Source organism: Vogesella indigofera, assembly GCF_028548395.1.
GTDB classification, from domain to species: domain Bacteria; phylum Pseudomonadota; class Gammaproteobacteria; order Burkholderiales; family Chromobacteriaceae; genus Vogesella; species Vogesella indigofera_A.
Map to the genome: position 1 here is coordinate 708,040 of NZ_JAQQLA010000003.1, position 26,582 is coordinate 734,621.

The window sequence follows — 26,582 nt, forward strand, 5'->3', positions numbered from 1 at the left end:
GAGGCTTCTTCAGTGGTTCAGTGCAACAGACAGGACATCGGCAGTGGCGCGAGGTCGGGCTCGACAAAAGCCCGGCGCGCGATGTCGTCGTTGAGTTTGTGTTCGGAATAGTGCTGCCGCAGCAGCGCCGGCAGGCCGTCGAGCAGGTCGGGGTTGGCCGCAACAAAATCCTGCCAGTTGCCCAGGCACTCCGGCATGGTGTCGAGACGGTCGTAGACCAGCGTCAGGCTGGCCATGGTCAGCGTGTGGTGGTACTTCTCCGCCGCACCTTGTGCCATCGCGTAGCGCGACAACGCGCGCGCGCAGCGGGCCGCCGCCTCGCGTGCCGGATAAAACTGGCGGTACGACCACGCCGCCAGCAGGTGCGCGCGATGATTGAACTCGGCCGCTGGCAGGGTGTTGCTTTCCAGCTGCAGCAGAAACGCCTGTGCATCCATGTTTGATTGTCCCGGAGTCAAGCCAAAGCAAAAGGCCCCGCGACGGAGCCTTTTGATGAATTTTTTGTTGCGCTGCGATTATGCGCGCCGCCCTGCGCAGCGTCAAGCTGGCCACACGGCGTAGTGACAGCATCAAGTTACTGTTTTTGTAGCATTTTTAGCGCTTTCCACTACGCATCAGCGCCAGCAGGCCCAGCATCTGGCCAGCCACGCCCAGCACCATCAGCACGATGGATAGCAGCAGCAGCGGCACATTGCCGGCCGCCGCTTGTTGCAGCGCAGAAGCCAGCACGAACAGCAGGCTGCCGATGATCATGCAGCCGATGGCCAGCGGCCGTCGTGCGCACAGGTGACGAAACAGTTGTTGCAGCATGGCATTACGCTCCGGCTGAAAGGCGCCGCCGGGTGACGGCAAAGTCTTCCAGCATCGCCAGTTCGAAATCACTGAAGCCCGCCGCCCGGCGCGCCTCCCAATTGTAAGCACCGCGCAGGTTATCGACTTCGTAGTCGATCAGCAACTGGCGGAAGCAGGCCAGCGGTTCGATGCCGCGCGCGTCGCACAGCGTGGTGAACCAGTAGTTGCCGATCTGCACGTGACCGATCTCGTCCTCGAAGATCTGGTCGAGGATGGCCACCGTCGCGGCATCACCCAGCGCCGCCAGCTTTTTCTGGATCGGTGGCACCGCATCGAGGCCGCGCGCCTCCAGCACCCGCGGCACCAGCGCCATGCGCACCATCACGTCGTGGTCGGTGTCCACCGCCATCTGCCACAGGCTGTTGTGGCCGACAAAATCGCCGTAGTCGAAACCCAGCTGCTGCAGCCGCTCGCGCAGCATGTTGAAGTGCTTCGCCTCTTCCGCCGCCACCCGCAGCCAGTCTTCGACAAAGGCGTCCGGCATGTCGCGAAAGCGCCAGACCGCATCCAGCGCCAGATTGATGGCATTGAATTCGATATGGGCGATGGCGTGGATCAGCCCAGCACGCCCGGCGACGCTGCCCAGCCCCTGGCGCGGCACCTCGAACGGCGGTACCAGCTGCGGCAGTGCCGGGCGCCCCGGTGCCGGCAGCGGGTATGGCAAGGGCAGCGCGTCCGCCACGCGCGGCAGCTGTCCGGCCAGCCACTGCTGATGACACTGGCTGGCGAGCCGCGGTTTGGCGTCGATATCGCTGCTGCACAGCGCCTGATAGACGGCAGGATAGAGAGAGGAAGTCATGGCGCGGCATTTTACCTGTTGCCGGCTGACATTTGTCAGCCAACAACGCCCGCAGCTATTGCATAATGCCGGTTCACGATGTCATGAGGAGACGCACCATGCTGTTCAATTCCAGCCTGCTCGGCCAGGTCGAAGTCGATGAAAACACCATCATCACTTTCGAGGCCGGCCTGCCCGCCTTCGAGAACTGCACCCGCTTCAAGCTGTTCCACGAAGCCGACAGCAACAGCCCCAGCGTGTTCTGGATGCAGTCGCTGGACAACCCCGACGTGCTGTTCAGCGTGACCGACCCGCAGAAACTCGGCATCCGCTACGAGATCGAGTTGAGCCAGGACGAAGTCGCGGCGCTGGCGCTGAGCCGCCAGGAAGACGCCGCCATCCTGCTGACCATCTACCGCGAGCTGCCGAGCGACGAAGCCAATCCGGCGCTGTCGCAGCTGCGCGCCAATGTCCGTAACCCGCTGATCATCAATCTGGCGACGCAGAAAGCGTTGCAGAAAACCGGCCTCGCCTGCGACATCGTGTTCCACAACCGCTGAGCCGGATCGCCGGCGCAGGACAAGGTTGGCCGCAACGCTTGCGGCCAACCTTGCGCCCGCTGCCATAAAAAAACCGCCCGACAGGCCAGGCCTGTCGGGCGGTTTTGCTGGCAGCCGGGAACCGTTGCCGGTTCCGGCCAGCCATTTAGTTGGCGGCAGCCTTGTTCATGCGGCGACGATCGGATTCGTTCAGGAAACGCTTGCGAATACGGATCGACTTCGGCGTGATTTCCACCAGTTCGTCGTCGTCGATGAATTCCACGGCCGATTCCAGAGTCATCTTGATCGGGGTGGTCAGGCGCACGGCTTCGTCGGTACCGGAGGCACGCACGTTGGTCAGCTGCTTGCCCTTGACCGGGTTCACCACCAGGTCGTTGTCGCGGCTGTGGATACCGATGATCATGCCTTCGTACAGCTTGTCGCCTGGCGACACGAACATGCGGCCGCGGTCTTCCAGCTTCCACAGTGCGTAGGCCACGGCATCGCCGTTTTCCTGCGAGATCAGCACGCCGTTGTGACGGCCTGGCATATCCGGCTTCACCGGTGCGTAGTCGTCAAACACGTGGCTCATCAGGCCGGTGCCGCGGGTCATGGTCATGAAGTCGGACTGGAAGCCGATCAGGCCACGTGCCGGAATATGGTATTCCAGACGGGTACGGCCCATGCCGTCCGATTCCATGTTGGTCAGTTCGCCACGGCGACGACCGATTTCTTCCATCACGCCGCCCTGGTGGTTGTCTTCCAGGTCGATGGTCAGGTTTTCGTACGGCTCGCACTTCTCGCCGTTGATGTCCTTGTACACCACACGTGGCTTGGCCACGGCGATTTCAAAGCCTTCACGACGCATGGTTTCCAGCAGGATGGTCAGGTGCAGTTCGCCACGACCGGAAACGCGGAACACGTCGGAGTCTTCGGTGTCTTCAACACGCAGTGCCACGTTGGTCAGCAGCTCTTTGGTCAGACGGTCGCGGATCTGGCGCGAAGTCACGAACTTACCTTCGGTACCGGCCAGTGGCGAGGAGTTGACCATGAAGTCCATGGTCAGGGTCGGCTCGTCCACACCCAGCACCGGCAGGCCAACTGGCTGGTCCTTGTCGCAGATGGTCACGCCGATACCGATATCCTCGATACCGGAGATGATGATGATGTCGCCAGCTTCGGCGCTTTCAACCGGTACACGCTCCAGGCCGCGATAGCCCAGTACCTGGTTGATACGACCGGCAGCAACCTGATCTTCGTGGTTCATGACCACCACTTGCTGGCCCGGCTTGATGCGGCCGTTCAGCACGCGACCGATACCCATGCGACCGGTGTAGGTCGAGTAGTCCAGCGCGGAGATCTGGAACTGCAGCGGAGCGTCGGCATCGCCGGCCGGAGTCGGCACGTGCTTAAGCACGGTCTCGAACAGCGGACGCATGTTGTCGGAGACTTCTTCCAGTTCCAGCTTGGCAAAGCCGTTCAGGCCGGAAGCGTAGATCACCGGAAAGTCCATCTGTTCGTCGTTGGCGCCCAGCTTGTCGAACAGGTCGAAAGTCTGGTCCACCACCCAGTCCGGACGTGCGCCCGGACGGTCTACCTTGTTGATCACCACGATAGGACGCAGGCCCAGGGCCAGTGCCTTCTTGGTCACGAAACGGGTTTGCGGCATCGGGCCTTCAACGGCATCCACCAGCAGCAGTACGCCATCCACCATGCCCAGAACGCGCTCTACTTCACCACCGAAGTCGGCGTGACCAGGGGTGTCAACGATGTTGATGTGCACACCTTCGTACTCGACGGCGGTGTTTTTGGACAGAATGGTAATGCCACGCTCTTTTTCAAGATCGTTGGAGTCCATTACACGTTCGTCAACTTGCTGGTTTTCACGGAAAGTACCGGATTGACGCAGTAGCTGGTCAACCAGCGTGGTCTTGCCGTGGTCAACGTGGGCGATAATGGCGATGTTACGAATTTGTCGGGTCATGGGGATACGTAGTTTTAGAAAGTCGCGCGAATAATAGCACAAACAGGGTTGCAGTTCACCGCCTGGGGCGGCTTTATTTCGGTACACTGGCGGCGTTTCATCAGGAGAGCAACACAATGTACGACTGGAATGCGCTTTGGCACACCCATGCCGGCAAACAGCAGCGTTTTGCGAGCGAGACGCTGGACATCAACCAGCTGGCCCCGGAACTGGGCGCCAGCCTGCATCGCGCCGCACGCAACCCGCACGACATCGCCGTCTATGATCACGGCGACCACTACAGCCTGTTGCGCCACGACCAGGGGCTGCAGCTGCTGCGCCTGGAAAAACGCGTCCTGTTCGACATTGCCATCCGTCTGGTCACCGCCGACGAGGGTCAGCCACTGGCGCTGCCCTACCTGGAAGTGCTGGTCGACAACCTCGCCACCGGCGAAGCCGGCAGCTGGCGCGCAGAAGTCCGCTGCAGCGAGGATGGCGAACTGCTTGCCAACGACGCCCTGCTGCAACACGAGCAGCCGCCGGCAATGAGCTGGCCCGAGCTGAGCTTTGCCGACGACGCCCGCTTCGCCGCCGCGCTGCGCGCCAGCTGGCAGGAGGCCGCCGAAGCCGTCACCCTCGACGCCGCCGCCTGGTTCAACGCCGAAGCGCTGGAGCAGCACGCGACCGAACCGCCGCTGGACGCCCGCATCCAGCAGATGTGCGAACGCTACGCCGAGATCGTCCGCCGCGAACAGGCGCTGCTGTCGCGCCAGTTCAGCGACGAGGAATTGCTGCTGATTGCCGAGGTGTTGCGCGGCGTGACCTTCGAATCCGCCGAGTCCTGCCGCGGCCTGTGGCTGGCGGTGGAAAACCGGCTGTTGCAGGACGAACTGGACCGCAAGCACGGCGTCGATGGTGCCGCGCTGCTGCGCCAGCTGCAACAGCTGAGTTACACCCAGGAAGTGGCGCTGATCGAGGCGCTGGCACCGGCGCAGGACTGAGCAAAAAAAACGGGGCAATCCGTCCAAAGATTGCCCCCACCCCTATCCATTCAGCAGAAAGTGAACACCATTTGCTGATGCACTGCATGATAGGGGCGCCAGATTACGCCGCCGTGACAGGGAACAGCGTCAGCACCACCTTGCCGAGATTGCGATTGTCGGCCAGATACTGGTGCGCCTCGGCCACCGCCGCCAGCGGATAGCTGCTGTCCAGTGTCACGTGCGCGCGACCGGACTGCAGCGCCGGCAGCACCTGCGTTTCCAGCGCCTGCGCCAGCTGGGCGCGGCGCGCCAGCGGCTGGGTGCGCAAGGTCGAGCCTTGCACCCGCAAGCGCTTCATTAGTAGCTGCGCCAGATTGATCTCGCCCTTGCTGCCGCCCATCACCCCGATCAGCAGCAGCCGACCGTCGGCACGCAGGCTGGCCAGATTGTCGGCAAACAGCGCCGCCCCCACCGGGTCGAGGATCACGTCGACACCGCCGGCGGCCTTGAGGTTGGCCGCAAAGCCCGGCTGCCGGCTGTCGATGGTCAGCATCGCGCCCAGCGACTGGCAGTAACTGCGCTTCTCCTCGCTGCCGGCGCTGGCCACTACCTCGGCACCGAGCAGGCCGGCCAGCTGGATCGCCGCCGCGCCGACACCGCTGGCACCGGCGTGAATCAGCGCCCGTTCGCCCTCCTGCAGCTCGGCCAGCTCGACCAGGTTCAGCCACGCCGTCATCCACGCCTCCGGCAGGCTGGCGGCCTCGACCCAGCTCAGCCAGTCCGGCTTCGGAATCGCTACCGCGCTGTCCAGCAGCGCGTATTCGGCATAGCCGCCACCCGCCACCAGCCCGAACACGGCATCACCCTGCTGAAAGCGCGACGGGCCGTTGACGGCATCGACAATGCCGGCCACCTCCAACCCCAGCAGCGGCGACGCGCCCGACGGCGGCGGATAATGCCCTTCGCGCTGCACCAGATCCGCGCGGTTCACCCCGGCGGCCAATACCCTGACCCGCAGCTGGCCCGGCTGCGGCTGCGGTTTTTCGATCAACGCCAGTTCCAGCGTTTCCACCCCGCCCGGGGCCTGTTGAATCACGGCCTGCATAGACATCATTGACCCTCCGCAAGCTAAGCATGTGCACTTGCATTACAATAGCACGCCATGAGCGCACCCTGTTTCCACTGCGGGCTTCCCGTCCCCGCCGATGCCGACTATCCCGTCCGTTACCGCCAACTCCACGAGCACACCTGCTGCGCCGGCTGCCAGGCCGTGGCGCAGACCATCATCGATGCCGGGCTGGATGACTACTACCAGCACCGCACCGAAGGCGGCCGCCAGGCCGAGGCGCTGCCGGCCGAGCTGCTGCAACAGATGCAGCTGTACGACAACGACGAACTGCAGAAAAGCTTTGTCCACCTCGAAAGCGAACAGGTCCGCGAAGCGGCGCTGATGCTGGAAGGCATTACCTGCGCCGCCTGCGTCTGGCTCAACGAGCAGCAACTGCGCCGCCTGCCCGGCGTGCTGACGGTGGACATCAACTACGCCACCCACCGCGCCCGCGTGCGCTGGGACAACGACCGGCTGCAGCTGTCCGCCATCCTGGAGGCCATCGCCGCCATCGGCTACCGCGCCCACCCCTACGACGCCTCGCGCCAGGAAGCGCTGCACCAGAAGGAGCGCAAGCAGGCGCTGAACCGGCTGTGGGTCGCCGGGCTGTCGATGATGCAGGTGATGATGTACGCGGTGCCGGTGTACATGGCGCCGGACGGCGAGATCGAGGCGCAATACCTGTGGCTGCTGCACTGGGCCAGCTTCGTGCTGACCGTACCGGTGGTGATCTACTCCGCCATCCCGTTCTACCGCGCCACCTGGCGCGACCTGAAGACACGCCGCGCCGGCATGGACACACCGGTCACCATCGGCATCCTGACCGCCTTCTTCGCCAGTTTCTGGGCGCTGATCAACCGCATCGAGCACGGCATCTACTTCGACTCGGTGTCGATGTTCGTGTTCCTGCTGCTGGGCGGGCGCTACCTGGAAAGCGTGGCGCGGCGCAAGACTGGCGAGGCCACCGAACGGCTGGTCAAACTGCTGCCGGCGTTCGCCCACCGCCTCGACAACTGGCCGGCCTCGCGCGACAGCAGCGAGGTGGCTGCGGCCAACCTTGCGCTGGGCGACCTGCTGCTGGTCAAACCCGGCGAAACCATCCCCGCCGACGGCATCATTCGCGACGGCCAGTCCAGCATCGACGAATCGCTGCTCAGCGGCGAGAGCCTGCCGGTCGCACGCCGCAGCGGCGAGGAAGTGGTCGCCGGCAGCGTCAACAGCGCCAGCCCGCTGGTGATCGAGGTCAACCGCATCGGCCAGGGCACCCGCCTGGCCGGCATCGTGCGGCTCTTGGACCAGGCGCTGGCGGAAAAACCGCGGCTGGCGCTACTGGCCGACCGCTTCGCCAGCGTGTTTGTCGCCGCGCTGCTGCTGGTGGCGCTGGCCACCTTTGCCGGCTGGTACTGGTACGAGCCGGCGCGCGCGCTGTGGATCACCGTCGCGGTACTGGTGATCTCCTGCCCCTGCGCGCTGTCGCTGGCAACACCGGCGGCACTCACCGCCGCCACCGGCCACTTGGCGCAGTTGGGCGTGCTCACCGCCCGCGGCCATGCACTGGAAACGCTGAGCAAGATCAGCGACGTGGTGTTCGACAAGACCGGCACCCTCACCCACGGCCGCATGCAGCTATTGCAACTACAGACCTTCGGCGCGCTCGACAACGACGCCGCGCTGGCACTGGCGGCGGCGATGGAGTCCGGCTCCGAACACCCGATCGCGCGGGCGCTGCTGGCCGCCAACCAAGCGCCGCTGCCGGTACTCAGCGAACTGGGCAACACCCCCGGTCAGGGCATCACCGCCCGCCTGCAGGACACCGTCTGGCGCCTGGGGCGACCGGAATTCGTCAGCAGTCGCGCACCAATCATCCCGGCCGACTGGCCGACGACGGCGACCTGCATCGCGCTGGGCCACGATGACGAGATCGTCGCCCTGTTCGCCATCGGCGACCAGCCGCGCGCCGAGGCCGCCGCCGTGGTGCAGCAACTGCAGCGCCGCGGCCTGACCCTGCACCTGCTGTCCGGCGACGCCGCCCCTGCAGTCGAACACCTTGCGGCCAACCTTGGCCTGGATCACGCCCGTGCCGCGGCCACGCCGGAAGACAAGCTGGCCTACGTCAGCCAGCTGCAGCAACAGGGCCGCCGCGTGCTGATGATCGGCGACGGCGTCAACGACGCGCCGGTGCTGGCGCGCGCCGACGTGTCGTTGGCGATGGGCGGCGGTACCGATGTCGCCCGCGCCAGCGGCGACCTGATCCTGATCCACGACGAACTGGGGCGCTTGCCGGCGACGCTGGCGCTGGCGCAGCGCACCATGCACATCATCCGCCAGAACCTGTGGTGGGCGGCACTGTATAATCTGCTGGCGCTGCCGCTGGCCATCGCCGGCTGGATCACGCCGTGGCTGGCCAGCCTCGGCATGGCGCTCAGTTCCTTACTGGTGGTGGGTAACGCCCTGCGCCTGATCAAACGGGATAAATGATGGAAAGCCTGTATTTACTGATACCGATGAGCATCGTGCTGGTGTTTTTCATCGGCGTGCTGTTCTGGTGGTCGACCCGCTCCGGCCAGTTTGACGATCTGGAAGGCCCGGCGCACCGCATCCTGATGGACGACGACGACACCAGCGACGACGCCGGCACCCCGCCAGCCGCACGCTGAGCACCGTCTCACCCATGACGCCACGCCGAGGCCTCGGCGTGGCGTCGTGCTTTTCTGTCATGCCGCCGCGCGGCGTGAAAAAAAACGGGGGAGCAAGCTCCCCCTCGAAAACCGCGCCGCTGCAGGGCACGCAGCCGGCACGGTCACAACCCCCGATCGCCGCCGCGTCACGGCGGCCAGCGGCTTGTCGCCATTGTGCGCAGCGGCCCACCATTCGGCCAATTAATTGTCACCAAATTGATGATTATGTTTTTCAATCACCCTGCCGCGTCACAAGGCGGCAGGCAGCCGCTAAAATGGCCGGCCCGGCGCGATGATGCCAATGGCGTCACCGCGCCACACCCCACCAACACAGCGCCGTCGCGATCGCGGCCAGCAAGGACACGACACGGATGAGAATCCTGATTCTGGGAGGAGGACAAGTTGGCGCCAGCGTGGCGGAAAGCCTGACCAACGAAGGCAACGACGTCACCGTAGTCGATCAGGACGCCAACCTGCTTAAGCTGCTGCAGAACCGCCTCGACATCCGTACCGTGCTCGGCAATGCCGCCCATCCGTCGGTGCTGCTCAATGCCGGCGCCGAAGACGCCGAGCTGCTGCTGGCGCTGACCCGCAACGACGACACCAATCTGCTGGCCTGTGCGCTGGCCCGCACCCAGTTCAACATCCCCACCTGTATCGCGCGCATCCGCGCCAGCGATTACGTGGAGGGCCGCCACGCGGTGCTGAAGCAGTTCTCGGTCGATCACGCCATCTGCCCGGAGCAGATCGTCACCAACAATCTGTACCAGCTGCTGTCCTACCCGCGCGCGCTGCAGGTACTGGACTTCGGCCACGGCATCGCCCAGCTGGTGGTGGCCCGTGCCGGCAGCGACGGCAAGCTGGTCGGCCGCCCGCTGAAGCAGATCCGCGACGACATGCCGGACAGCGACTCGCGCATCTGCGCCATCTACCGCAACGACAAGCTGATCGTGCCGGACGGCAACACCGTGATCGAGGCCAACGACGAGGTGTTCTTCATCGCTGCCAAGGCCGACGTGCCGGGCATGCTCGGCGAGCTGCGCAGCAGCGAGAAGCCGGTACGCCGGGTGATGATCGCCGGTGGCGGCAACATCGGCTACCGTCTGGCGCGGCTGCTGCAGGACGACTACGAGGTCAAGCTGATCGAGGCGCGCGGCGAACGCGCGGTATGGCTGTCGGAAAACCTGGACCGGGTGCTGGTGCTGCACGGCGAGGCCACCGACGAGGCACTACTGGAAGACGAGAACATCGACGAGATGGACGTGTTCTGCGCGCTGACCAACGACGACGAGGACAACGTGATGTCCACGCTGCTGGCCAAGCGCATGGGCGCCCACCGTGTCATCGCGCTGGTCAACCGCAGCAGCTATGTCGACCTGCTGGAAGGCAACCGCATCGATGTGGTGATTTCGCCGCACCTGTCCACCATCGGCTCGGTACTGGCGCACCTGCGCCGCGGCGACGTGGTGGCGGTGCACCCGTTGCGCCGTGGCGCCGCCGAGGCCATCGAGGTGATCATTCACGGCGACGAGCACACCTCGCGTCTGGTTGGCCGCAAGGTGGAAGACATCAAGATGCCGCCTGGCTGCACCCTCAGCGCGGTGATCCGCGGCCAGCAGGTGCTGATGGCGCACCACGACCTGGTGCTGTGCAGTGAAGACCACCTGATCATCTTCGTGTCGCGCCGCCGCCAGCTGCGCCAGATCGAGAAGCTGGTGCAGGTCAAGATGGGGTTCTTCTGACATGCTGCTGCAAGGCATCCACCACGTGGCGCTGATCTGCCGCGACTACGCGCAGAGCCGTGCCTTCTATCACGACATCCTGCGCCTGCCCATCATCAGCGAGCACTACCGCGCCGAACGCGAGTCGTGGAAGCTCAACCTGGCGCTACCCGACGGCAGCCAGCTGGAGCTGTTCAGCTTCCCGTCGCCACCACCCCGCCCCAGCCGTCCGGAGGCCTGCGGCCTGCGCCACCTCGCCTTCCGCGTCGCCGACCTCGACCACGTCATCGCCACGCTGGCTGCGGCCAACGTGGCCAGTGAAGCGGTGCGCACCGACGAATACACCGGCCGTCGCTTCACCTTTATCGCCGATCCGGATGGCCTGCCGCTGGAGCTGTACGAAATGCCGTCGCCATGCTGAAAATCCTGCCCGTCATTCACGTCCTCGCCAAGCTGATCATGCTGTTTTCCGGCACCTTCGCCTTTCCGGCGCTGGTGTCCTGGTATTATGACGACGGTACGCTGCCCTACTTTGCCCGCGCCGCGGCCGTCAGCGGCATCGCCGGCCTTCTGCTGTGGATCGCTACCGCCCGCTTCGAACGCGAACTGAAACCGAAGGACGGCTTCATCCTGGTGACGCTGCTGTGGGTCACCTTTGCCGTCACCGCCTGCCTGCCTATGCTGTTCTACCTGCCGGGCATGTCGGTGACCAATGCCTTTTTCGAGTCGATGTCGGCGCTGACCACCACCGGCGCCACCACCATGCAGGGACTGGACCGGCTGCCGCCGTCGATCAACTTCTGGCGTCACTTCCTGACCTGGCTTGGCGGCATGGGCATCATCGTGCTGGCGGTGGCGGTGCTGCCGCTGCTGGGCATCGGCGGCATGCAGCTGTACAAGGCGGAAACCCCCGGCCCGATGAAGGACAACAAGCTGGCACCGCGCATCGGCCAGACCGCGAAGAACCTGTGGTATGTGTACTCGGCGCTGACCCTCGCCTGCTACGCCAGCCTGCTGCTGGCCGGTATGGCACCGCTGGACGCGCTGTGCCACGCCTTTACCGCGGTGGCGCTGGGCGGCTTCTCCACCAAGGACAGCAGCATCAGCCACTTCGATTCTTGGCAGATCGAGGCGGTGCTGTGCGTGTTCATGATCCTGGCGGCGATGAACTTCGCCACCCACTTCCTCAGCTGGCAGCGCCGCAGCCTGAAAAGCTACTGGCACGACATCGAGGCACGCTACGTGGTGCTGTTGCTGCTGGGCAGCATCCTGGCGATGAGCCTGTACCTGTGGTGGCAGCAGATCTACACCTTCACCACCGCGCTGCGCTACGTGTCGTTCAACCTGATCTCGGTGGCCACCGATACCGGCTACGCCAGCACCGACTACGCACAGTGGCCGATATTCGTGCCACTATGGATGCTGTTCCTGTCCTGCCTCACCGTCAGCTCCGGCTCCACCGGCGGCGGCATCAAGATGATCCGCACCCTGATCCTGACGCGACAGGGCTACCGCGAGATGAGCACCCTGCTGCACCCGAAAGCGGTGCTGCCGCTGAAGATCGGCAACCGCGTGATTCCAGAGTCGGTCGCCTTTTCGGTGCTGGGTTTCATCTTTGTCTACTTCATGAGCGTGGTGGTGTTTACCTTCGTGCTGATCGGCAGCGGGCTGGATTTCATCACCGCCTTTACCGCCAGCCTGGCCTGCATCAACAACATCGGCCCCGGGCTGGGGCAGATCGGCCCGACCGGGAACTACGCCGGCCTCAGCGATTTCCAAACCTGGGTGTGCACTCTGGCCATGCTGGTGGGCCGCCTTGAGGTGTTCAGCGTCCTGATTTTGTTTACCCCTACTTTCTGGCGAAAATGACCATGCGACATTCCTTATCCCTGCTGGCTTTCGCCCTGCTGCCCTGCTTTGCCAACGCCATCAGCGACAACACGCTGCTGACCGCGCGCGAAGCCTTCCGCAACAACGACAGCGCCCTGCTGGCCAGCCTCGGCAACGACAGCGGCGAGCGCGACCCGCTCGCCGCGTGGCCGGGCTACTGGCAGGCGCGACTGGCGCTCGACAACGGCGACGACAACCCGAGCCGCGCCTTCATCAGCAACGGCGGCAACGCCTTCCTGCGCGAGCGGCTGCTCAACGACTGGGTACAGTCGCTGGGCAAGCGCGGCGACTGGGACGGCATCCTGCGCGTGGCGCCAGCACTGGCCAGCGAAGCGCGCGACGCCGACAGCAGCTGCTGGCTCGACGTGGCCACCCTCAACCGTCGCCAGACCGTGGCCAGCGCGCCGGACCTGTGGCAGAACGTGCGCCTGTCCGACGGCTGCGCGCGGCTGGTGGAAGAACAGGCCGCCCGCGGCATCCTGACCCCGGCGCAGACCGAGGCGCGCATGCGCCTGCTGCTGGCCGGCAACTATTTGACCGTAGCACGGCGACTGGCCGCTGCGGCCAACCTTGGCGAACGCTTCTTCGCGACGGGCGGTGCCGAACAACTGGTGCAGCAACTACTGACCCTCGGCAAGAACAACCCGGTGGCCGCGCTGGAGCGGGCCGCCGCCAGCGAGGCGATGTTCAGCAAGGCGCAAAGCGGCTTCCTCTACGGCCAGCTGGCACTGCGCAGCGCGCAGCGACTGGACATGCCGCAGGCGCTGGATGCTTTCGAGCGCGCCGACCCGCAGCAGCTGACCGGCGAACAGTGGGAATGGTGGCTGCGCGCCGCGCTGCGCCAGCAGGACTGGGGCCGGCTGGAGCAGCTGAGCCGCCGCCTGCCAGAAGAACTGGCCGGCAAGGGCGCCTGGCAGTACTGGCGCGCGCGCAGCCTGCAGGCGCTGGGCCGCGGCAACGAGGCCACGCCGCTACTGATCAAGATCAGCTTCGAGCACAACTACTACGGCCTGCTGGCCAAGGAAGAACTGGGCACCACGCTGGAAGCCCCGCTCAGCCGCAGCCCGACCCCGCTGGCACTGCAGCGCCAGCTGCTGGCCGACCCCGACATCCAGCACGCACTGGCGCTGTTCGAGCTGGCGCTACGCAGCAACAAGCCGGAGTGGCGCGAAGACGGCCGCCGCGTGTGGCGCTGGGCGCTGCGCGGCCGCAACGACGAGCAGCTGCTGGCCGCCGCCGAGATCGCACTGGAGCGCAACCTCTACGACATGGCGATCTACGCCGCCGAGCGCACCGTGCGCACCCACGATTTCAGCCTGCGCTTCCTGACCCCTTACCGCGACACCACCCGCCGCTACGCCAGCCAGCTGGAGATCGACGAAGCCTGGGTTTACGGCCTGATCCGCCAGGAAAGCCGCTTCCTCAACGTCGCCCGTTCCGGCGTCGGCGCCAGCGGCCTGATGCAGCTGATGCCGTCGACCGCAAAATGGGTGGCCGGCAAGATGGGGCTGCCGAGCTACCAGGTCAACGACGTGGACACCAACATCCGCCTCGGCACCTGGTACCTGCGCCACGTGCTGGACAACCTGTCCAGCCACCCGGTACTGGCCACCGCCGCCTATAACGCCGGCCCCGGCCGTGCCCGCGGCTGGCAGGCGGCGATGCCGCTTGAAGGCGCCATTTACGCGGAAACCATTCCGTTTAGCGAAACCCGCGACTATGTTCAGAAGGTGATGGCCAATGCGGTCTATTACGCCGGCGCGTTCCGCCAGCCCGGCAACACGCTGAAATCGCGACTGGGCACCATCCCGGCACGCTGACCGGCATTCCGACAGGGAGACAATATGCACCAATTCAACAGAATCGCCGTGATCGGTGGCGCCGGCTTTGTCGGCAGCTACATTGCCGAAGAGCTGACCCGCTACGGGGCGCAACTGAGCATCGCCACCCGCCGCCGTGAGCGGCACAAGGGCCTGCTGCTGCACCTGCCGAGCGCAGACCTCGTCGAAACCAACGTCCACGACGCGGGCCAGCTGGAACAGTTTCTCGCCGGCCACGACGCGGTGGTCAGCATGGTCGGCATCCTGCACGGCTCGCGCAACGACTTCGAAAAGGCGCACGTGCAGCTGGTTGGCAAGATCATCGCCGCCTGCAAGAGCCAGGGCATCCGCCGCGTCGTCCACATCAGCGCACTGGGCGCCGGCGAAACCGCGCCCAGCGACTACCAGCAGACCAAGGGCAAGGCCGAGCGCCTGCTGCGCGACAGCGATCTGGACGTCACCATCCTGCGCCCGTCGGTGATTTTCGGCGCCGGCGACAGCTTCCTGACCCTATTTGCCCGCCTAGCCGCCGTCGCGCCGGTCATCCCGCTGGCCGGCGCCGACACCCGCTTCGCGCCGGTATGGGTCGAGGACGTCGCCCGCGCGGTGCGCGTCTGCCTGGAGCAGGATGCCAGCATCGGCCAGACGCTGGAGCTGACCGGCCCCAAGACCTACACCCTGCGCCAGCTGGTGGCCTATGCGGCCAACCTTGCCGGCCATCCGCGCACGCTGATCGCGCTGCCGGAAAGCCTCGCCATGCTGCAGGCGACGCTGATGGAGCTGCTGCCCGGCAAGCCGCCGCTGAGCCGCGACAACGTGCGCTCGCTGCGGGTCGATAATGTCAGCCAGCAGCCGTTCCCGGCGCTGCTCGGCTTCAGCCCGACGGCACTGGAGGCGGTGGCGCCGCTCTACCTCGGCGAGCAGGAATTCAACCGTCAGCTCGACCGCTACCGCAAACAGGCCGCCCGCCGATGAAGTGCTACATCGTCGGCGGTGCCGTGCGCGACCGCCTGCTCGGGCTGCCGGTAGCCGACCGCGACTGGGTGGTGGTCGGCGCCACGCCGGAGATGATGCAGGCGCGCGGCTTCCGCCCGGTGGGCAAGGATTTCCCGGTGTTCCTGCACCCGCAAACGCAGGAGGAGTACGCGCTGGCGCGCACCGAACGCAAGAGCGGGCGCGGCTACCACGGCTTCGTGTTCCACACCTCGCCGGAGGTGACGCTGGAGGAAGACCTGATCCGCCGCGACCTCACCATCAACGCCATCGCCGAGGACGAGCACGGCGCGCTGACCGACCCCTACGGCGGCCAGGCCGACCTGCAGGCGCGGCTGCTGCGCCACGTCAGCCCGGCCTTTGCCGAAGACCCGGTACGCATTCTGCGCCTGGCGCGCTTCGCCGCGCGCTTCGACTTTGCCGTGGCGCCGGAGACCATGCAGCTGATGCGTGACATGGTGGCCGCCGGCGAGGCCGACGCGCTGGTGGCGGAGCGGGTCTGGCAGGAGCTGGCCAAGGGGCTGATGACGGCCAAACCTTCGCGCATGCTGCAGGTACTGCGCGACTGCGGCGCGCTGGCGCGACTGCTGCCGGAGCTGGACGCGCTGTTCGGCGTGCCGCAACGCGCCGACTACCACCCGGAAATCGACACCGGCGACCACGTGATGCGCGTGCTGGATTACGCCGCCGCCTGCGGCCAACCTTTGACGGTGCGCTTTGCCGCGCTGATGCACGACCTGGGCAAGGCGCGCACGCCGGCGGAGATCCTGCCGCGCCACATCGGTCACGAGGCGCGCGGCGAGCGGCCGCTGCTGGCGCTGTGCGAGCGGCTGCGGGTACCGGCCGACTGCCGCGATCTGGCACGACTGGCCACCCTCTACCACACCAAGATCCACCGCGCCGCCGAACTGCGCGCCGATACCGTGCTGCGCCTGCTGCGCGACTGCGATGCGCTGCGGCGGCCGGAGCGCTTCCTGCAACTGCTGGACACGTGCGTCGCCGATGCCCGCGGCCGCCTGCACTTCGAGACCTGCGACTACCCGCAGGCCGAGTGGCTGCGGCAACTGCTGGCCGCGGCGCAGTCGGTCGATGCCGGCGCCGTCGCCCGCGACTGCGCCGACAAGCGCGACATCCCGCAGGCGGTGGACCGCGCCCGCGTCGCCGCCATCGCCGCTTGCCGCCGGCAGCTGTTCCCCGCCGCAAGCCAGCCGTGAGCACGCTCGATGTCACGCTGCTGCGCGGCGGCACCAGCAAGGGCCTGTTTTTCCGCCACGACGACCTGCCGCCGGCCGGCGCGGCGCGCGACGCACTACTGCTGCGCGTGCTGGGCAGCCCCGACCCCTACGGCAAGCAGATCGACGGCCTCGGCACCGGCATCTCCACCACCAGCAAGGTGGTACTGCTGCGGCCGTCGCAGCGTGACGACCACGACATCGACTACCTGTTCGGCCACGTGTCGATAGCCGAGCCGCTGATCGACTGGTCAGGCAACTGCGGCAACCTCAGCGCGGCGGTGCCGCTGTTCGCGCTGCTGCAGGGCATGGTGGCGCACGCGCCGCGCGACGGCGCCGTCAGCGTGCGCATCTGGCAGGCCAATATCGGCAAGACCATCATCGCCGAGCTGACCATGCGCGACGGCCAGCCACAATGGGAAGGCGACTACCGCATCGACGGCGTCACCTTTCCCGGCGCGCCGCTGACGCTGCGTTTTCTCGACCCCGCCGGCGGTGCCAGCGGCCGGCTGTTCCCCACCGGCCGCGTCTGTGACCAGCTGAGCCTGCCGGACGGCAGCACCCTGGCCGCCACGCTGATCGACGCCGGCAACCCGACCGTGTTCGTGCGCGCCGCCGATGTCGGCCTCGCCGGTGACGAGCGCGGCGACATTGCCGATACCGCGATCAACGGGCGGCTGGAGTGGGCGCGCGCCGCCGGCGCGGTGGCGATGGGCCTCTGTGCAGACATCGACAGCGCCAGCCGCGAGCGGCCGGCGACGCCGAAGGTGAGCTTTGTGTCGCCCGGCACGGAACCCGGCGTGGCACTGACCGCGCGCATCCTGTCGATGGGCCGGCTGCACCACGCCTATACCGGCACCGGCGCCATCGCGCTGGCGGCGGCGGCCGCGATCGACGGCACGCTGGTGGCCGAAGCCTGCGGCGGCGTGGTGCGCGGCGCGGCGCTGCGCTTCGGCCATGCCAGCGGCCAGCAGCAGCTGGAGGCACGACTGTCGCCGGGCGCCGCCGGCTGGCACATCGACGAGGTGGTGATGACGCGCACCGCGCGGCCGCTGCTGCAGGGCAGCCTGTTCCTGCCGAGCCAGTACTGACTATTGCGGCCAACCTTGCGCCAAGGTTGGCCGCAACGGCGCCCCATTAGCTCCTTGTCATCACATGCTGGCATACTGCGGCTTTCCCCCTGCACCAGGAGCCACCATGGCCATCCTTATCCTGTTCGGCCTCATCACCCTCATCGTCATCGCCGGCCTGCGCGTCATCGATCAGCAGACGCTGGCCATCGTCGAGACCTTCGGCAAGTTCGCGCGCGTGCTCACCCCGGGCCTGAACTGGATCATCCCCGGCGTGCAACGCATCGCCTGCCTGATGGACCTGCGCGTGCAGGAGCTGTCGGCGCAGGTCGAAGTCAAGACCCGCGACAATATGTTCGTCGCCCTGCCGGTGGCGATCATGGTGCGGGTTATTCCGGAGCGCGCCGCCGATGCCTTCTACCAACTGGCGTCGCCGCAGGAGCAGGTCAAGACCTGGGTGCTGAACACCCTGCGCTCGTCCACCGCGGCGATGACGCTGATGAACATGTACGAGGACCGCGACGAGCTGGCGCAGCAGATGCAGGCCAGCCTCGCCGAGCGCATGGGCACCTACGGCTACGAGATCGTCAGCGTACTGATCGACCAGCCGACGGTGTCGGAAGAGGTGCAGCACGCGTTCAACAGCGTGATCGCCTCCGAGCGCAAGCGCGAGGCGGCGGTGCAGGAAGCGGAGGCCAAGCGCATCCTGATCGTCGGCGAAGCCCGCGCCGAGGCCGAATCGCAGCAGCTGCGCGCCGAGGGCCTCGCCCGCGCCCGCACGGTGCTGGCCGCCAGCCTGACCGAGGCCATCGCCCAGGCCAAGGGCAGCGGCATCAGCGAGAACGACATCATGTACCTGCTGCTGGAAACCAACCGCCTCGACACCGTGAAATACGCCAGTGAAAAGGGCAAGCTGGTGCTGATGGACCTGCGCGCGCCGGCCAGCCAGGCCGGGCTGCAGATTCCGCTGGATTAAGCCGGCCCCGTCCGCATCACAGACCAAGCTTGGCCGCAATATTGCGGCCAAGCTTTTTTGCGTTTCGGCCGCTGCCACGATGCGGCAAGCTTATTGACGTTGCACCGCGGCAGCGGGCATGATGCCAGAGCGCAAAACAGCGGGATTCACCCGTGCTGCAGACAAAGGAATCGGAGAAACCATGAGTCAGTTCGACAACGTCAGCGTTGTAAAAGAAGCCAATGTTTATTTTGACGGCAAGTGCGTCAGCCACGGCATCATCATGCCGGACGGCAGCCGCAAGTCCGTCGGCGTGATCCTGCCGGCCAAGCTGCTGTTCAGCACCGGCGCCCCGGAAATCATGGAAATCCTGGCCGGCGAGTGCAAGGTCACCCTCGCCGGCGAAACCAGCGCCAGCAGCTACAAGGCCGGCGACTCGTTCAAGGTGCCGGGCGAAAGCTCGTTCCAGATCGAGGTCAGCGACACCGTGCACTACGTCTGCCACTTCGGCTGAGCCGTACGCCGGCACGACCAGCGGGGCCACTTCGGTGGCCCTGTTTTTTTTGCGGCCAACCTCGACTACGCCATTGGGGGTGGCCGCTTCCGCCGGATGGTCGCCCTTGACCCAGGACAAGGCCGCCCGCCCTGCCGCTTGCTACTGTGCGCCGGTCCCGACTGACGGAAACACAGCATGCAACGTCTTCCCGAACTGATCTGCCCGGCGGGCAGCCTGCCCGCGCTGAAGGCCGCCATCGACAATGGCGCGGACGCGGTCTATCTCGGCCTCAAGAATGATACCAACGCCCGCAATTTTGCCGGGCTGAACTTCGACCACCGCAGTGCCAGCGAGGGCATCCGCTATGCCCGCGACCGCAAGCGCAAGGTGCTGATGGCGATCAACACCTACGCCCGCGGCGGCGACAGCCTGCGCTGGCGCGCCGCCATCGACGAGGCCGCCGCGCTGGGCGTCGACGCGGTGATCCTCGCCGACCTGGGGCTGCTCGCCTACGCGCACGAACGCTACCCGGCGCTGCGCCTGCACCTGTCGGTACAGGGCTCGGCCACCAACTACGAAGCCATCAATCTGGCGCAATCGCTGTTCGGCGTGCAGCGCGCGGTATTGCCGCGGGTGCTGACGCTGGATCAGGTGCGCCACGTGATTGCCAATACCAGCGTCGAAATCGAGGTGTTCGGCTTCGGCAGCCTGTGCGTGATGGTGGAAGGCCGCTGCCTGCTGTCCAGCTACGCTACCGGCGAATCGCCGAACAGCCACGGCGTCTGTTCGCCGGCGCGCTTCGTGCGCTGGGAAGACAACGGCCAGGGCATGGACGCCCGCCTCAACCACATCCTGATCGACCGCTACGGCGCCAGCGAAACCGCCGGCTACCCGACGCTGTGCAAGGGCCGCTTCGAGGTGGAGGGCCACACCGATTACGTGCTGGAACAGCCATCCAGCCTCAATGTGCTGGCGATGCTGCCGCAGCTGCTGGACGCCGGCGTCGCCGCGATCAAGGTCGAAGGCCGCCAGCGCAGCCCGGCCTATGTCGCGCAGGTCACCCGCGCGCTGCGCGAAGCACTGGATCAGGCCGGCCAGAGCGCACAACGCTTCAGCGTCAAGCCGGCCTGGCAACAGGCGCTAGCCAAGGTGTCGGAAGGCCAGCAGGTCACGCTCGGCGCCTACGACCGGCCGTGGAAATAACAAGGAGACGCTTCAGTCATGTCACATCCCGCCATGAGGCTCTCGCTCGGGCCGCTGCAGTACTTCTGGTATCGCGACCAGGTGATGGAGTTTTACGCCGAAGCGGCCGGCTGGCCGCTGGACATCATCTATCTGGGCGAAGTGGTCTGTTCGCGGCGCCAGCAATTGCGCACCCGCGACTGGATCGCCCTCGCCGACGATCTTGCCGACAGCGGCAAGGAGATCATCCTCTCCAGCCAGGTCTTGCTGGAGAGCGAAAGCGACCTCAAACGCCTGCGCCAGCTGATCGAACACGGTGCCGTGCGGCTGGAGGCCAACGATCTGGGCGCGGTGCGCCTGCTGCACGAGCGCCAGCTGCCGTTCGTCGCCGGTCCGCACCTTAACATCTACAACCGCGACACCCTGCGCCTGTTCCAGCAACTGGGCGCCTACCGCTGGGTCTGCCCGCTGGAATGCAGCGCCAGCCTGCTGCGCGACATCCTCGGCGACGAGGAAGACCTGCCACAGACCGAGCTGTTTGCCTGGGGCCGGCTGCCGCTGGCCTACTCCGCACGCTGCTTTACCGCCCGCCACTACCGGCTGAACAAGGACGACTGCCAGTTCAAGTGTCTGGAACATCCGGAAGGCATGACCATGCACACTCAGGACGGCCAGCCCTTCCTCGCCATCAACGGCATCCAGACCCAGTCCGCGGCACGGCAATCGCTGCTGGCGCACTACCCGGCACTGCAGCACAGCGGCGTCGACATCCTGCGCCTCAGTCCGCAGGCCGACAACATGGCCGCCATCGTGCAGCAGTTCCGTGACGTGCTGACCCAGCCTTCCACCGCGGCTGCCGCCGCGAAGCACCTGCAGTCGCTGTCCGCGATGCCGCTGGCCGACGGCTACTGGCGCGGCGAGGCCGGCATAGCCTACCAGGGAGACCACCATGCCTGTTCCTGACTTTACCCTGCCGCCCTTAGGCCGCCGCTGGCTGCAACGCCTGCCGGCAACGCCACCGGCGTGGCTGCTGGTGCACAGCCTCAACCAGCTGCAGAAGCGGCAAGTGCTGGCCGCCGACATGAGCCTGCTCAGCGGCAAGACCTTCGCGGTGGAGATTTGCGACGCCGGCCTGACGCTGATCTTTTCCGCCGATGACGAGCGCTTCCACACCGGCAGCAGTGGCGACGCGCCCGACCTGCGGCTGGCCGCCAATCTGGCCGACTTCCTGCGGCTGATGCTGCGCGAGGAAGACCCGGACACGCTGTTCTTCTCGCGCCGGCTGCGCATCGAGGGCGACACCGAGCTGGGGCTGATCGTGAAAAACCTGCTCGACAGCGTCGACTGGGACAGCACGCCGCTGCGCCGCTTCATGCAGCACTAGCGCTGTAACCCCGCTATGGCAAAAGGTTGGCCGCAACGCCGTGCAGCGTTGCGGCCAACCTTTTTGTGCTCGTCAGCACTCCACGACTAGCGGATGTGCGGCAAGCCTTCGCCACTGGCAATGCGCTGGTGCACCACGGCATTGAAATGGCCGATCCAGCGCCGGTCGAACTGCGACTCGCAGGCATTCAGCTCCGCCACCGCGCGCAGCAGCGAACGGACTTGCTGCCGCTGGCTGTGCTTGAGGATCACCGCCTCGAACGCGTCGACGATCGCGATCAGCCGCGCGCCGTCGCAAATGCTGTCGCCGCCCAGCCCGGCCGGATAGCCCTTGCCGTCCAGCCGCTCGTGATGCTGGCGCACCATCAGCGTCGCCTCTTCCCAGCCCGCCATCCGCGCCAGCAGGTCGGCGCCCCACTGCGGGTGATGCACCAGCTGCGCCCGCTCCTCCTCGCTCAAGCGCCCCTGTTTCAGCCACAGCGCTTCAGGCAGGAACATCATGCCCAGATCATGGAGGTAGATCGCCGCCTCCAGTTGCAGCGGGTTGACTGCGAAACCAGCCGCCTCGTTGCAGGCGCGCGCCAGCAGCAGGTTGCGCTCGGTACGCCCCTGGAACAGCAGCGAACGCTGTTCGAACTGCATCGCCAGCTGGTGGAACAGGCGCAGGTCATCGCGCTGGCTGGCACTGAGTGCGGCGGCACGGGCATCGGCCTGATACGGCACCACCGGCTTGTAGCCGGTCACCGTCTCGATCAGGTGGGCGATGGCACCGTCCAGCGCCGCCGGCGCCGTTTGCGCGACCTGCGTCAGCTCATGGCACAGCAGGTGAAAGTCGGCCAGCGTCGCCTCGCTGTGCAGCTCTAGCGTCTGCATCAGCAACTCCAACCGGTCCAGCGCCAGAAACAGCACCTGCTCGATGTTGTAGCTGAACAGCAGCTCGCCGCTGCGCACCCGTACCAGCACTTCCTCCATGCCGTGCAGCAAGGGCGCCACGAAACCCAGCCGGCACAGCCCGGCATCGCCCTTGATAGTGTGCAGCAGGCGCATCAGTTCGCCCAGCAGCGCCGTGTCGCCCGGTTTTTGCCGCAGGGCAGTCAGCAGATGGGCGATCCGCGGCGCGTAGTCCTCCAGCGCATTCTGGAAATCGGTAAAGCTTTCTTCGTCTTCGATGCGGTAATACGCAGGTAAATTGGTCACGCCACGCCCCCGGAGAATGTCGGTCTTGTTTGGCTTATCGATGCTGTATAGCCAATGACAGGCCAATGTGCCATAGCCGGCGGCAACGCGCCGCCAAAGCTTGACCAGACGCAATGATTGCCGCCTTCCGCCCCGGATTTCCGACAATTTTCTCCCCGCATGCCAAAAAACACTTGCCGAGGACGGCACCAACAGGCAGACTGCGTTCTGCAGTTTTTCAAGATGTGATCTGTCAGTTGTTGTAGTGGCCCTGCCCGTACCACAGTTTGTCATTTCTCTTGATTGACATGCGCTTTTCTCAATTTACCTATTCTCCAAAGGGAACAGAACATGGCAACCGGTACCGTTAAATGGTTTAACGACTCCAAGGGCTTCGGCTTCATCACTCCAGACAACGGCGGTGACGACGTTTTCGCTCACTTCTCCCAGATCAACTCCAAAGGCTTCCGCACTCTGGCTGAAAACCAGCGCGTAAGCTTCGACATCGTTGACGGCCCTAAGGGCAAGCAAGCTTCCAACATCCAGCCAGAATAATTCTGCCGCTGGCTGAACGAAAGCCGAAAAAAACCCGGATCATGTCCGGGTTTTTTGTTTTGTTACTGCGCGCAAGGCACTGCCATGAACACCAACGACCAAGACGTCTTTCTTGATGCAACTCGCCGCTGGCTGGAAAACGCCGTCATCGGGCTGAACCTGTGCCCGTTTGCCAAGTCGGTCTACGTCAAGAACCAGGTGCGCATCATCGTCAGCGAGGCACGCGATCCGGCCACCCTGCTGGAACAGCTGATGCTGGAACTGCGCCTGCTGCAGGAAACTGACCCGCAGGAAATCGACACCACCCTGCTGGTGCACCCGCACACGCTGCAGCGTTTTCTCGATTTCAACGACTTCCTGGAAATCGTCGATGCCGCGGTGGCCGATATGGGCCTGGAAGGCGAAATCCAGGTCGCCAGCTTCCACCCGAAATTCCAGTTTGCCGACACCACCGTCAACGATATCGGCAACTTCACCAACCGCTCACCCTACCCGACACTGCACCTGATTCGCGAAAGCAGCATCGCGCGGGCAGTAGAGGCCTTTCCGGAGGCGGAGGCGATCTTCGAGCGCAATATCGAAGTACTGGAAGAGCTGGGACACGCCGGCTGGGCGGCATTGGACGTCGGCCCCGAGCGCAAGAAGCCATAAAAAAACATCACGCCTAGCGTGATGTTTTTTCATTTCCGCCCGCCGGTGGCGCCGCTTACTGCTTGTGCGGGTGCCTGCCGGTGATGTCGCGGTAAAAGGCGCGGATCTGCGGCATGTCCGCCGCGATATCGCCGCCAGGCTGATTCAGCGCCAAGATGCCGCCACGTTTGGTGGGGTAATCGAGATACGCCAGCGCAATCGGCACGCCGGCGCCCTGCGCGATGTAATAGAAACCGCTCTTCCACTCCGTCACCCGGCCACGGGTGCCCTCCGGCGGCACCGCCAGCACCAGCGCGTCACGCTGGCGGAACTCGGCCACCATCTGCTCCACCAGCGAATTGTTCTGGCGACGGTCAACCGCCACACCACCCAGCCAGCGCATCAGCGGCCCGAACGGCCCGCTGAACAGGGTGTGCTTGCCCATCCAGTAGATCCGGGCACGGGCGGCAAAGCAGAACATCAGGGTGAGCGGAAAATCCCAGTTGCTGGTGTGCGGCGCACCGATCAGCACGTACTTCTGCAGGCGGGGAAAATCGCCGTCCAGCCGCCAGCCGAGCAGGCGCAGGGTGGCGACGGAGAACCAGCGACAAAGGGTACGCACGACCGGCGTATCGAAAATGGTGTAGTGCATGCAACGCCCCAAATGCGATAACCGCAGGGGCTAGCGCAATCCGATCAGCTTGCCGGCCACCAGGGTGGCCGGCGCAAAGAGGGCGAGAGTGTACACCATGTGTCGCGGCACAGGCTTATTGCGACGTCAGTTGCCCGGAGACGATCAGCTCGATGATGCGCTCGGCGGTATCCATGTCCGCCTGCTGGTATGCCGACTTAACGTAGGGCAACAGGCGCGCCAGTTCCGCTTCGCTGGCATTCGCGGTCAGCGCCGACATGTCGTAGATGAAGCGCACGAACAGCACGCCCGGCTCCGGCTCCTCGATGCGCATGATGCGCGAGCCGCCCGGATGCAGCTCCGTGGCCTGCGCGTGGTAGCGCACCTCCTGCTCCAGCTCCAGCTCGATACGCTCTTGCACGATCAGTGTGCCGAAGGCGATTTCGCGCTGCCAGACACTGCCCTCGCGCGCCACGATGCGGGCGCTGGTGATGTTTTCGTCGAACTGCATCGGCAGCTCGGCGCGCAATACCAGCCCCAGCCACAGCTGCTGCCGGGTCAGCGCCGGCGCCTGGCTGCTATCGGCGGGAGAGATGCGAATCAAATGTTCAAACTGCATGACAACAATCCTCACAGTGGCGGTTTCGCCGGTGATGTTCTGATGCCGGCCATTGTAGCTTGGTTGCAATTTCGCAACATAAAAAGCCGGCACACAGCGCATTCTTTAATCAAACAACACAGCAGCTTAAAGCGATTAATTACACATTATTAAGCAATCCCGATAACGCCATTAAATAAGCATTTAGGCATGCTTTAATTGCATACGCTATGCCATAACAGAGCATGCCCATAAGGCCATGTTGTGGCGCCAGCCAGCCGGCCATCAACCGCAGCGGCCGGCCATAGCGGCACAGAAGATCAACCCCACACCAACATCGAGACACGGGTTCGCTTCTTCCCATGATTGCACCATTACAAAAAGCGTCGTACCTCGGCAATGCCAGCGTCAGCCAGTTTGTGGCCCAGCTGGCCAGCTGGCTGGATGGCGAGGCGTTTGGCGAACACCAGTTCTACATCCGCGACAAGATCCTGCCGGATGGTTACGACCGCGCCTTCCGTGCCGACACCCTGCAGCAGGCCTTCCAGCGTTTTTACTGGAATGGCCGCCACTACGACCAGCATCTGGCGATCCAGCAGTCGTTGCGCGAACGGCTGAGCCTGGCGCTGAGCCAGCAACACGACGCGCTGGTCGACATCATCGACGACACCCTGCTGTGGGCATCCGGCGGCAAGGTGATCAAGCTTTACACCCTGAACCGCGACTGGGCTCGCAGCCATGCGGCCAACCTTGCCGCCAAGCTGCAGCGCAGCCTGGCCATTTTCGCCAGCGACACACCGGATTGCAGCGCCTTCGACGGCGAGCTGCGCATGAACGCCGGCTTCACCAAAGTGTACACCCTGGCCGCGCCGCAATTGCTGGCTTATGACGGCCGCACCGGCGCCGCGCTGGGCTATCTGGTGCGCCAGTTCTGCGAAAAGAACCGCCTGCTGCTGGACCCGAACCTGTGCTTCCCGTGGGCGCCGGGCGCATCCACCATGAACCGCAACCCCAGCACCGAGCTGCTGCACTTCAAGCAACTGGCCAATCGCAGCCGCTTCCACGCCGAATGGAAAATCCGCGCCGGCTGGGTGCTGGGTGCCGCCTGCGACGCCGCCAGCAGCGACTGGTGCAAGGGCGACGCCGGTCTGCGCCGTGTCGAGGCCGCACTGTTCATGATCGGCTACGACATCCCGCTGGCCAAGAAACCGGCCCGCTCCGGCCGCAGCCTGCTGGTCGACTGAGGCGGCCCCGCCTGCACGCCCCCCGCGTTTCTGGCATGATCGGAGCATGGCGACCGCACGGTCGCCCTGCCTGCCGACCCCAAGGACCATGCCGCCGTGACTGAT

Annotated in this window: 27 protein-coding genes; 19 read left to right on the forward strand and 8 right to left on the reverse strand. The window is 65.4% G+C overall.

The features are described from left to right. Positions 1-17 precede the first annotated feature (17 nt). The 3 genes from PQU89_RS05260 to PQU89_RS05270 all read right to left on the reverse strand — a co-directional run bounded on the left by PQU89_RS05260 (position 18) and on the right by PQU89_RS05270 (position 1,651). Positions 18-437: a hypothetical protein gene (locus tag PQU89_RS05260; protein ID WP_047965295.1), complete on the reverse strand. Its 420-nt coding sequence runs from the start codon at positions 435-437 to the stop codon at positions 18-20. 157 nt (positions 438-594) lie between these two features. Then, positions 595-810 carry a hypothetical protein gene (locus PQU89_RS05265; protein ID WP_272764938.1) on the reverse strand — a complete coding sequence of 72 codons (216 nt, stop codon included), beginning with the start codon at positions 808-810 and terminating at the stop codon, positions 595-597. Positions 811-814: 4 nt separating this feature from the next. Beyond that, positions 815-1,651 (reverse strand): ferritin-like domain-containing protein, encoded by an 837-nt coding sequence (locus PQU89_RS05270; protein WP_272764939.1) that lies wholly within the window; start codon positions 1,649-1,651, stop codon positions 815-817. Positions 1,652-1,749: 98 nt separating this feature from the next. On the opposite strand from PQU89_RS05270, the gene fliW reads away from it, so the two are divergent. Beyond that, the gene (gene fliW, locus PQU89_RS05275) at positions 1,750-2,190 is read left to right on the forward strand and encodes a flagellar assembly protein FliW (RefSeq protein ID WP_047965292.1); all 441 of its coding nucleotides are present in this window, start codon (positions 1,750-1,752) and stop codon (positions 2,188-2,190) included. A gap of 145 nt (positions 2,191-2,335) precedes the next feature. On the opposite strand, the gene typA is transcribed toward fliW, so the two are convergent. Beyond that, positions 2,336-4,153, reverse strand: coding sequence for a translational GTPase TypA (gene typA / locus PQU89_RS05280; protein WP_189351884.1), 1,818 nt, complete (start codon positions 4,151-4,153; stop codon positions 2,336-2,338). Positions 4,154-4,269: 116 nt separating this feature from the next. Between typA and PQU89_RS05285 the strand changes: the two genes are divergently transcribed. After that, positions 4,270-5,133: a hypothetical protein gene (locus tag PQU89_RS05285; RefSeq protein WP_272764940.1), complete on the forward strand. Its 864-nt coding sequence runs from the start codon at positions 4,270-4,272 to the stop codon at positions 5,131-5,133. Between the two features lie 103 nt (positions 5,134-5,236). On the opposite strand, the gene PQU89_RS05290 is transcribed toward PQU89_RS05285, so the two are convergent. Beyond that, positions 5,237-6,229: an NAD(P)H-quinone oxidoreductase gene (locus tag PQU89_RS05290; protein WP_272764941.1), complete on the reverse strand. Its 993-nt coding sequence runs from the start codon at positions 6,227-6,229 to the stop codon at positions 5,237-5,239. Positions 6,230-6,277: 48 nt separating this feature from the next. Between PQU89_RS05290 and PQU89_RS05295 the strand changes: the two genes are divergently transcribed. The 14 genes from PQU89_RS05295 (at position 6,278) to ubiT (ending at position 21,644) form a co-directional block, all read left to right on the forward strand. Then, positions 6,278-8,701: a heavy metal translocating P-type ATPase gene (locus PQU89_RS05295; RefSeq protein WP_272764942.1), complete on the forward strand. Its 2,424-nt coding sequence runs from the start codon at positions 6,278-6,280 to the stop codon at positions 8,699-8,701. Further along, positions 8,701-8,880 (forward strand): cbb3-type cytochrome oxidase assembly protein CcoS, encoded by a 180-nt coding sequence (ccoS, locus tag PQU89_RS05300; protein WP_120809774.1) that lies wholly within the window; start codon positions 8,701-8,703, stop codon positions 8,878-8,880. Before PQU89_RS05295 ends, ccoS begins: the two co-directional genes overlap by 1 nt. 392 nt (positions 8,881-9,272) lie before the next feature. Beyond that, the gene (trkA, locus tag PQU89_RS05305) at positions 9,273-10,643 is read left to right on the forward strand and encodes a Trk system potassium transporter TrkA (protein ID WP_272764943.1); all 1,371 of its coding nucleotides are present in this window, start codon (positions 9,273-9,275) and stop codon (positions 10,641-10,643) included. 1 nt (position 10,644) lies between these two features. Continuing rightward, positions 10,645-11,043 carry an SMU1112c/YaeR family gloxylase I-like metalloprotein gene (gene gloA2 / locus PQU89_RS05310; RefSeq protein WP_272764944.1) on the forward strand — a complete coding sequence of 133 codons (399 nt, stop codon included), beginning with the start codon at positions 10,645-10,647 and terminating at the stop codon, positions 11,041-11,043. Beyond that, the gene (locus tag PQU89_RS05315) at positions 11,037-12,491 is read left to right on the forward strand and encodes a TrkH family potassium uptake protein (RefSeq protein WP_272764945.1); all 1,455 of its coding nucleotides are present in this window, start codon (positions 11,037-11,039) and stop codon (positions 12,489-12,491) included. Before gloA2 ends, PQU89_RS05315 begins: the two co-directional genes overlap by 7 nt. Positions 12,492-12,493: 2 nt before the next feature. Further along, positions 12,494-14,332 carry a lytic transglycosylase domain-containing protein gene (locus tag PQU89_RS05320; protein ID WP_272764946.1) on the forward strand — a complete coding sequence of 613 codons (1,839 nt, stop codon included), beginning with the start codon at positions 12,494-12,496 and terminating at the stop codon, positions 14,330-14,332. A 24-nt stretch (positions 14,333-14,356) separates the two neighbouring features. Further along, positions 14,357-15,307: a complex I NDUFA9 subunit family protein gene (locus PQU89_RS05325; RefSeq protein WP_272764947.1), complete on the forward strand. Its 951-nt coding sequence runs from the start codon at positions 14,357-14,359 to the stop codon at positions 15,305-15,307. Further along, positions 15,304-16,539: a multifunctional CCA addition/repair protein gene (locus tag PQU89_RS05330; RefSeq protein ID WP_272764948.1), complete on the forward strand. Its 1,236-nt coding sequence runs from the start codon at positions 15,304-15,306 to the stop codon at positions 16,537-16,539. The genes PQU89_RS05325 and PQU89_RS05330 overlap by 4 nt, the downstream gene beginning before the upstream one ends. Beyond that, a complete protein-coding gene (locus PQU89_RS05335) occupies positions 16,536-17,648 on the forward strand; it encodes a 2-methylaconitate cis-trans isomerase PrpF family protein (protein WP_272764949.1) in 1,113 nt (370 codons plus the stop codon). The genes PQU89_RS05330 and PQU89_RS05335 overlap by 4 nt, the downstream gene beginning before the upstream one ends. A gap of 106 nt (positions 17,649-17,754) precedes the next feature. Beyond that, positions 17,755-18,603 carry an SPFH domain-containing protein gene (locus tag PQU89_RS05340; protein WP_272764950.1) on the forward strand — a complete coding sequence of 283 codons (849 nt, stop codon included), beginning with the start codon at positions 17,755-17,757 and terminating at the stop codon, positions 18,601-18,603. Between the two features lie 181 nt (positions 18,604-18,784). After that, positions 18,785-19,096 carry a pyrimidine/purine nucleoside phosphorylase gene (ppnP, locus tag PQU89_RS05345; protein ID WP_120809766.1) on the forward strand — a complete coding sequence of 104 codons (312 nt, stop codon included), beginning with the start codon at positions 18,785-18,787 and terminating at the stop codon, positions 19,094-19,096. A 177-nt stretch (positions 19,097-19,273) separates the two neighbouring features. Next, entirely contained in the window at positions 19,274-20,281 is a 1,008-nt protein-coding gene (gene ubiU / locus PQU89_RS05350) for a ubiquinone anaerobic biosynthesis protein UbiU (protein ID WP_272757266.1), read from the forward strand. A gap of 18 nt (positions 20,282-20,299) precedes the next feature. Continuing rightward, positions 20,300-21,223: a U32 family peptidase gene (locus PQU89_RS05355; RefSeq protein ID WP_272764951.1), complete on the forward strand. Its 924-nt coding sequence runs from the start codon at positions 20,300-20,302 to the stop codon at positions 21,221-21,223. After that, entirely contained in the window at positions 21,210-21,644 is a 435-nt protein-coding gene (ubiT, locus tag PQU89_RS05360; RefSeq protein ID WP_272764952.1) for a ubiquinone anaerobic biosynthesis accessory factor UbiT, read from the forward strand. Before PQU89_RS05355 ends, ubiT begins: the two co-directional genes overlap by 14 nt. Before the next feature lie 86 nt (positions 21,645-21,730). On the opposite strand, the gene PQU89_RS05365 is transcribed toward ubiT, so the two are convergent. Then, positions 21,731-22,840 carry an HD-GYP domain-containing protein gene (locus PQU89_RS05365; RefSeq protein WP_272764953.1) on the reverse strand — a complete coding sequence of 370 codons (1,110 nt, stop codon included), beginning with the start codon at positions 22,838-22,840 and terminating at the stop codon, positions 21,731-21,733. Positions 22,841-23,170: 330 nt separating this feature from the next. Here PQU89_RS05365 and PQU89_RS05370 point away from each other — a divergent pair, with 330 nt between their 5' ends. Both PQU89_RS05370 and PQU89_RS05375 read left to right on the forward strand, forming a co-directional pair. Then, positions 23,171-23,374, forward strand: a complete 204-nt coding sequence (locus PQU89_RS05370) for a cold-shock protein (RefSeq protein ID WP_047965275.1) — start codon at positions 23,171-23,173, stop codon at positions 23,372-23,374. An 84-nt stretch (positions 23,375-23,458) separates the two neighbouring features. Beyond that, a complete protein-coding gene (locus PQU89_RS05375; protein WP_272764954.1) occupies positions 23,459-24,025 on the forward strand; it encodes a DUF1415 domain-containing protein in 567 nt (188 codons plus the stop codon). Positions 24,026-24,080: 55 nt separating this feature from the next. On the opposite strand, the gene PQU89_RS05380 is transcribed toward PQU89_RS05375, so the two are convergent. Both PQU89_RS05380 and PQU89_RS05385 read right to left on the reverse strand, forming a co-directional pair. Further along, on the reverse strand, positions 24,081-24,656 hold the full coding sequence (locus PQU89_RS05380; protein ID WP_272764955.1) for a lysophospholipid acyltransferase family protein: 576 nt from the start codon (positions 24,654-24,656) through the stop codon (positions 24,081-24,083). A 115-nt stretch (positions 24,657-24,771) separates the two neighbouring features. Beyond that, complete coding sequence (locus tag PQU89_RS05385) at positions 24,772-25,254, reverse strand: AtaL-like protein (protein WP_272764956.1); 483 nt, start codon at positions 25,252-25,254, stop codon at positions 24,772-24,774. A gap of 341 nt (positions 25,255-25,595) precedes the next feature. Between PQU89_RS05385 and PQU89_RS05390 the strand changes: the two genes are divergently transcribed. Continuing rightward, a complete protein-coding gene (locus PQU89_RS05390; protein WP_272764957.1) occupies positions 25,596-26,477 on the forward strand; it encodes a hypothetical protein in 882 nt (293 codons plus the stop codon). The last annotated feature ends 105 nt before the right edge of the window (positions 26,478-26,582 follow it).

Excerpts from the sequence above, each read along its gene's own strand:
- PQU89_RS05265 (WP_272764938.1), bottom strand. The coding sequence starts at position 810 with ATGCTGCAACAACTGTTTCGTCACCTGTGCGCACGACGGCCGCTGGCC.
- PQU89_RS05355 (WP_272764951.1), top strand. The coding sequence starts at position 20,300 with ATGTCACATCCCGCCATGAGGCTCTCGCTCGGGCCGCTGCAGTACTTC.
- PQU89_RS05285 (WP_272764940.1), top strand. The coding sequence starts at position 4,270 with ATGTACGACTGGAATGCGCTTTGGCACACCCATGCCGGCAAACAGCAG.
- PQU89_RS05385 (WP_272764956.1), bottom strand. The coding sequence starts at position 25,254 with ATGCAGTTTGAACATTTGATTCGCATCTCTCCCGCCGATAGCAGCCAG.
- trkA (WP_272764943.1), top strand. The coding sequence starts at position 9,273 with ATGAGAATCCTGATTCTGGGAGGAGGACAAGTTGGCGCCAGCGTGGCG.
- PQU89_RS05330 (WP_272764948.1), top strand. The coding sequence starts at position 15,304 with ATGAAGTGCTACATCGTCGGCGGTGCCGTGCGCGACCGCCTGCTCGGG.
- gloA2 (WP_272764944.1), top strand. The coding sequence starts at position 10,645 with ATGCTGCTGCAAGGCATCCACCACGTGGCGCTGATCTGCCGCGACTAC.
- PQU89_RS05270 (WP_272764939.1), bottom strand. The coding sequence starts at position 1,651 with ATGACTTCCTCTCTCTATCCTGCCGTCTATCAGGCGCTGTGCAGCAGC.
- fliW (WP_047965292.1), top strand. The coding sequence starts at position 1,750 with ATGCTGTTCAATTCCAGCCTGCTCGGCCAGGTCGAAGTCGATGAAAAC.
- PQU89_RS05290 (WP_272764941.1), bottom strand. The coding sequence starts at position 6,229 with ATGATGTCTATGCAGGCCGTGATTCAACAGGCCCCGGGCGGGGTGGAA.
- PQU89_RS05295 (WP_272764942.1), top strand. The coding sequence starts at position 6,278 with ATGAGCGCACCCTGTTTCCACTGCGGGCTTCCCGTCCCCGCCGATGCC.
- ppnP (WP_120809766.1), top strand. The coding sequence starts at position 18,785 with ATGAGTCAGTTCGACAACGTCAGCGTTGTAAAAGAAGCCAATGTTTAT.
- typA (WP_189351884.1), bottom strand. The coding sequence starts at position 4,153 with ATGACCCGACAAATTCGTAACATCGCCATTATCGCCCACGTTGACCAC.
- PQU89_RS05320 (WP_272764946.1), top strand. The coding sequence starts at position 12,494 with ATGCGACATTCCTTATCCCTGCTGGCTTTCGCCCTGCTGCCCTGCTTT.
- PQU89_RS05375 (WP_272764954.1), top strand. The coding sequence starts at position 23,459 with ATGAACACCAACGACCAAGACGTCTTTCTTGATGCAACTCGCCGCTGG.
- PQU89_RS05260 (WP_047965295.1), bottom strand. The coding sequence starts at position 437 with ATGGATGCACAGGCGTTTCTGCTGCAGCTGGAAAGCAACACCCTGCCA.
- PQU89_RS05370 (WP_047965275.1), top strand. The coding sequence starts at position 23,171 with ATGGCAACCGGTACCGTTAAATGGTTTAACGACTCCAAGGGCTTCGGC.
- PQU89_RS05325 (WP_272764947.1), top strand. The coding sequence starts at position 14,357 with ATGCACCAATTCAACAGAATCGCCGTGATCGGTGGCGCCGGCTTTGTC.
- PQU89_RS05390 (WP_272764957.1), top strand. The coding sequence starts at position 25,596 with ATGATTGCACCATTACAAAAAGCGTCGTACCTCGGCAATGCCAGCGTC.
- PQU89_RS05315 (WP_272764945.1), top strand. The coding sequence starts at position 11,037 with ATGCTGAAAATCCTGCCCGTCATTCACGTCCTCGCCAAGCTGATCATG.
- ubiT (WP_272764952.1), top strand. The coding sequence starts at position 21,210 with ATGCCTGTTCCTGACTTTACCCTGCCGCCCTTAGGCCGCCGCTGGCTG.
- ccoS (WP_120809774.1), top strand. The coding sequence starts at position 8,701 with ATGGAAAGCCTGTATTTACTGATACCGATGAGCATCGTGCTGGTGTTT.
- ubiU (WP_272757266.1), top strand. The coding sequence starts at position 19,274 with ATGCAACGTCTTCCCGAACTGATCTGCCCGGCGGGCAGCCTGCCCGCG.
- PQU89_RS05340 (WP_272764950.1), top strand. The coding sequence starts at position 17,755 with ATGGCCATCCTTATCCTGTTCGGCCTCATCACCCTCATCGTCATCGCC.
- PQU89_RS05380 (WP_272764955.1), bottom strand. The coding sequence starts at position 24,656 with ATGCACTACACCATTTTCGATACGCCGGTCGTGCGTACCCTTTGTCGC.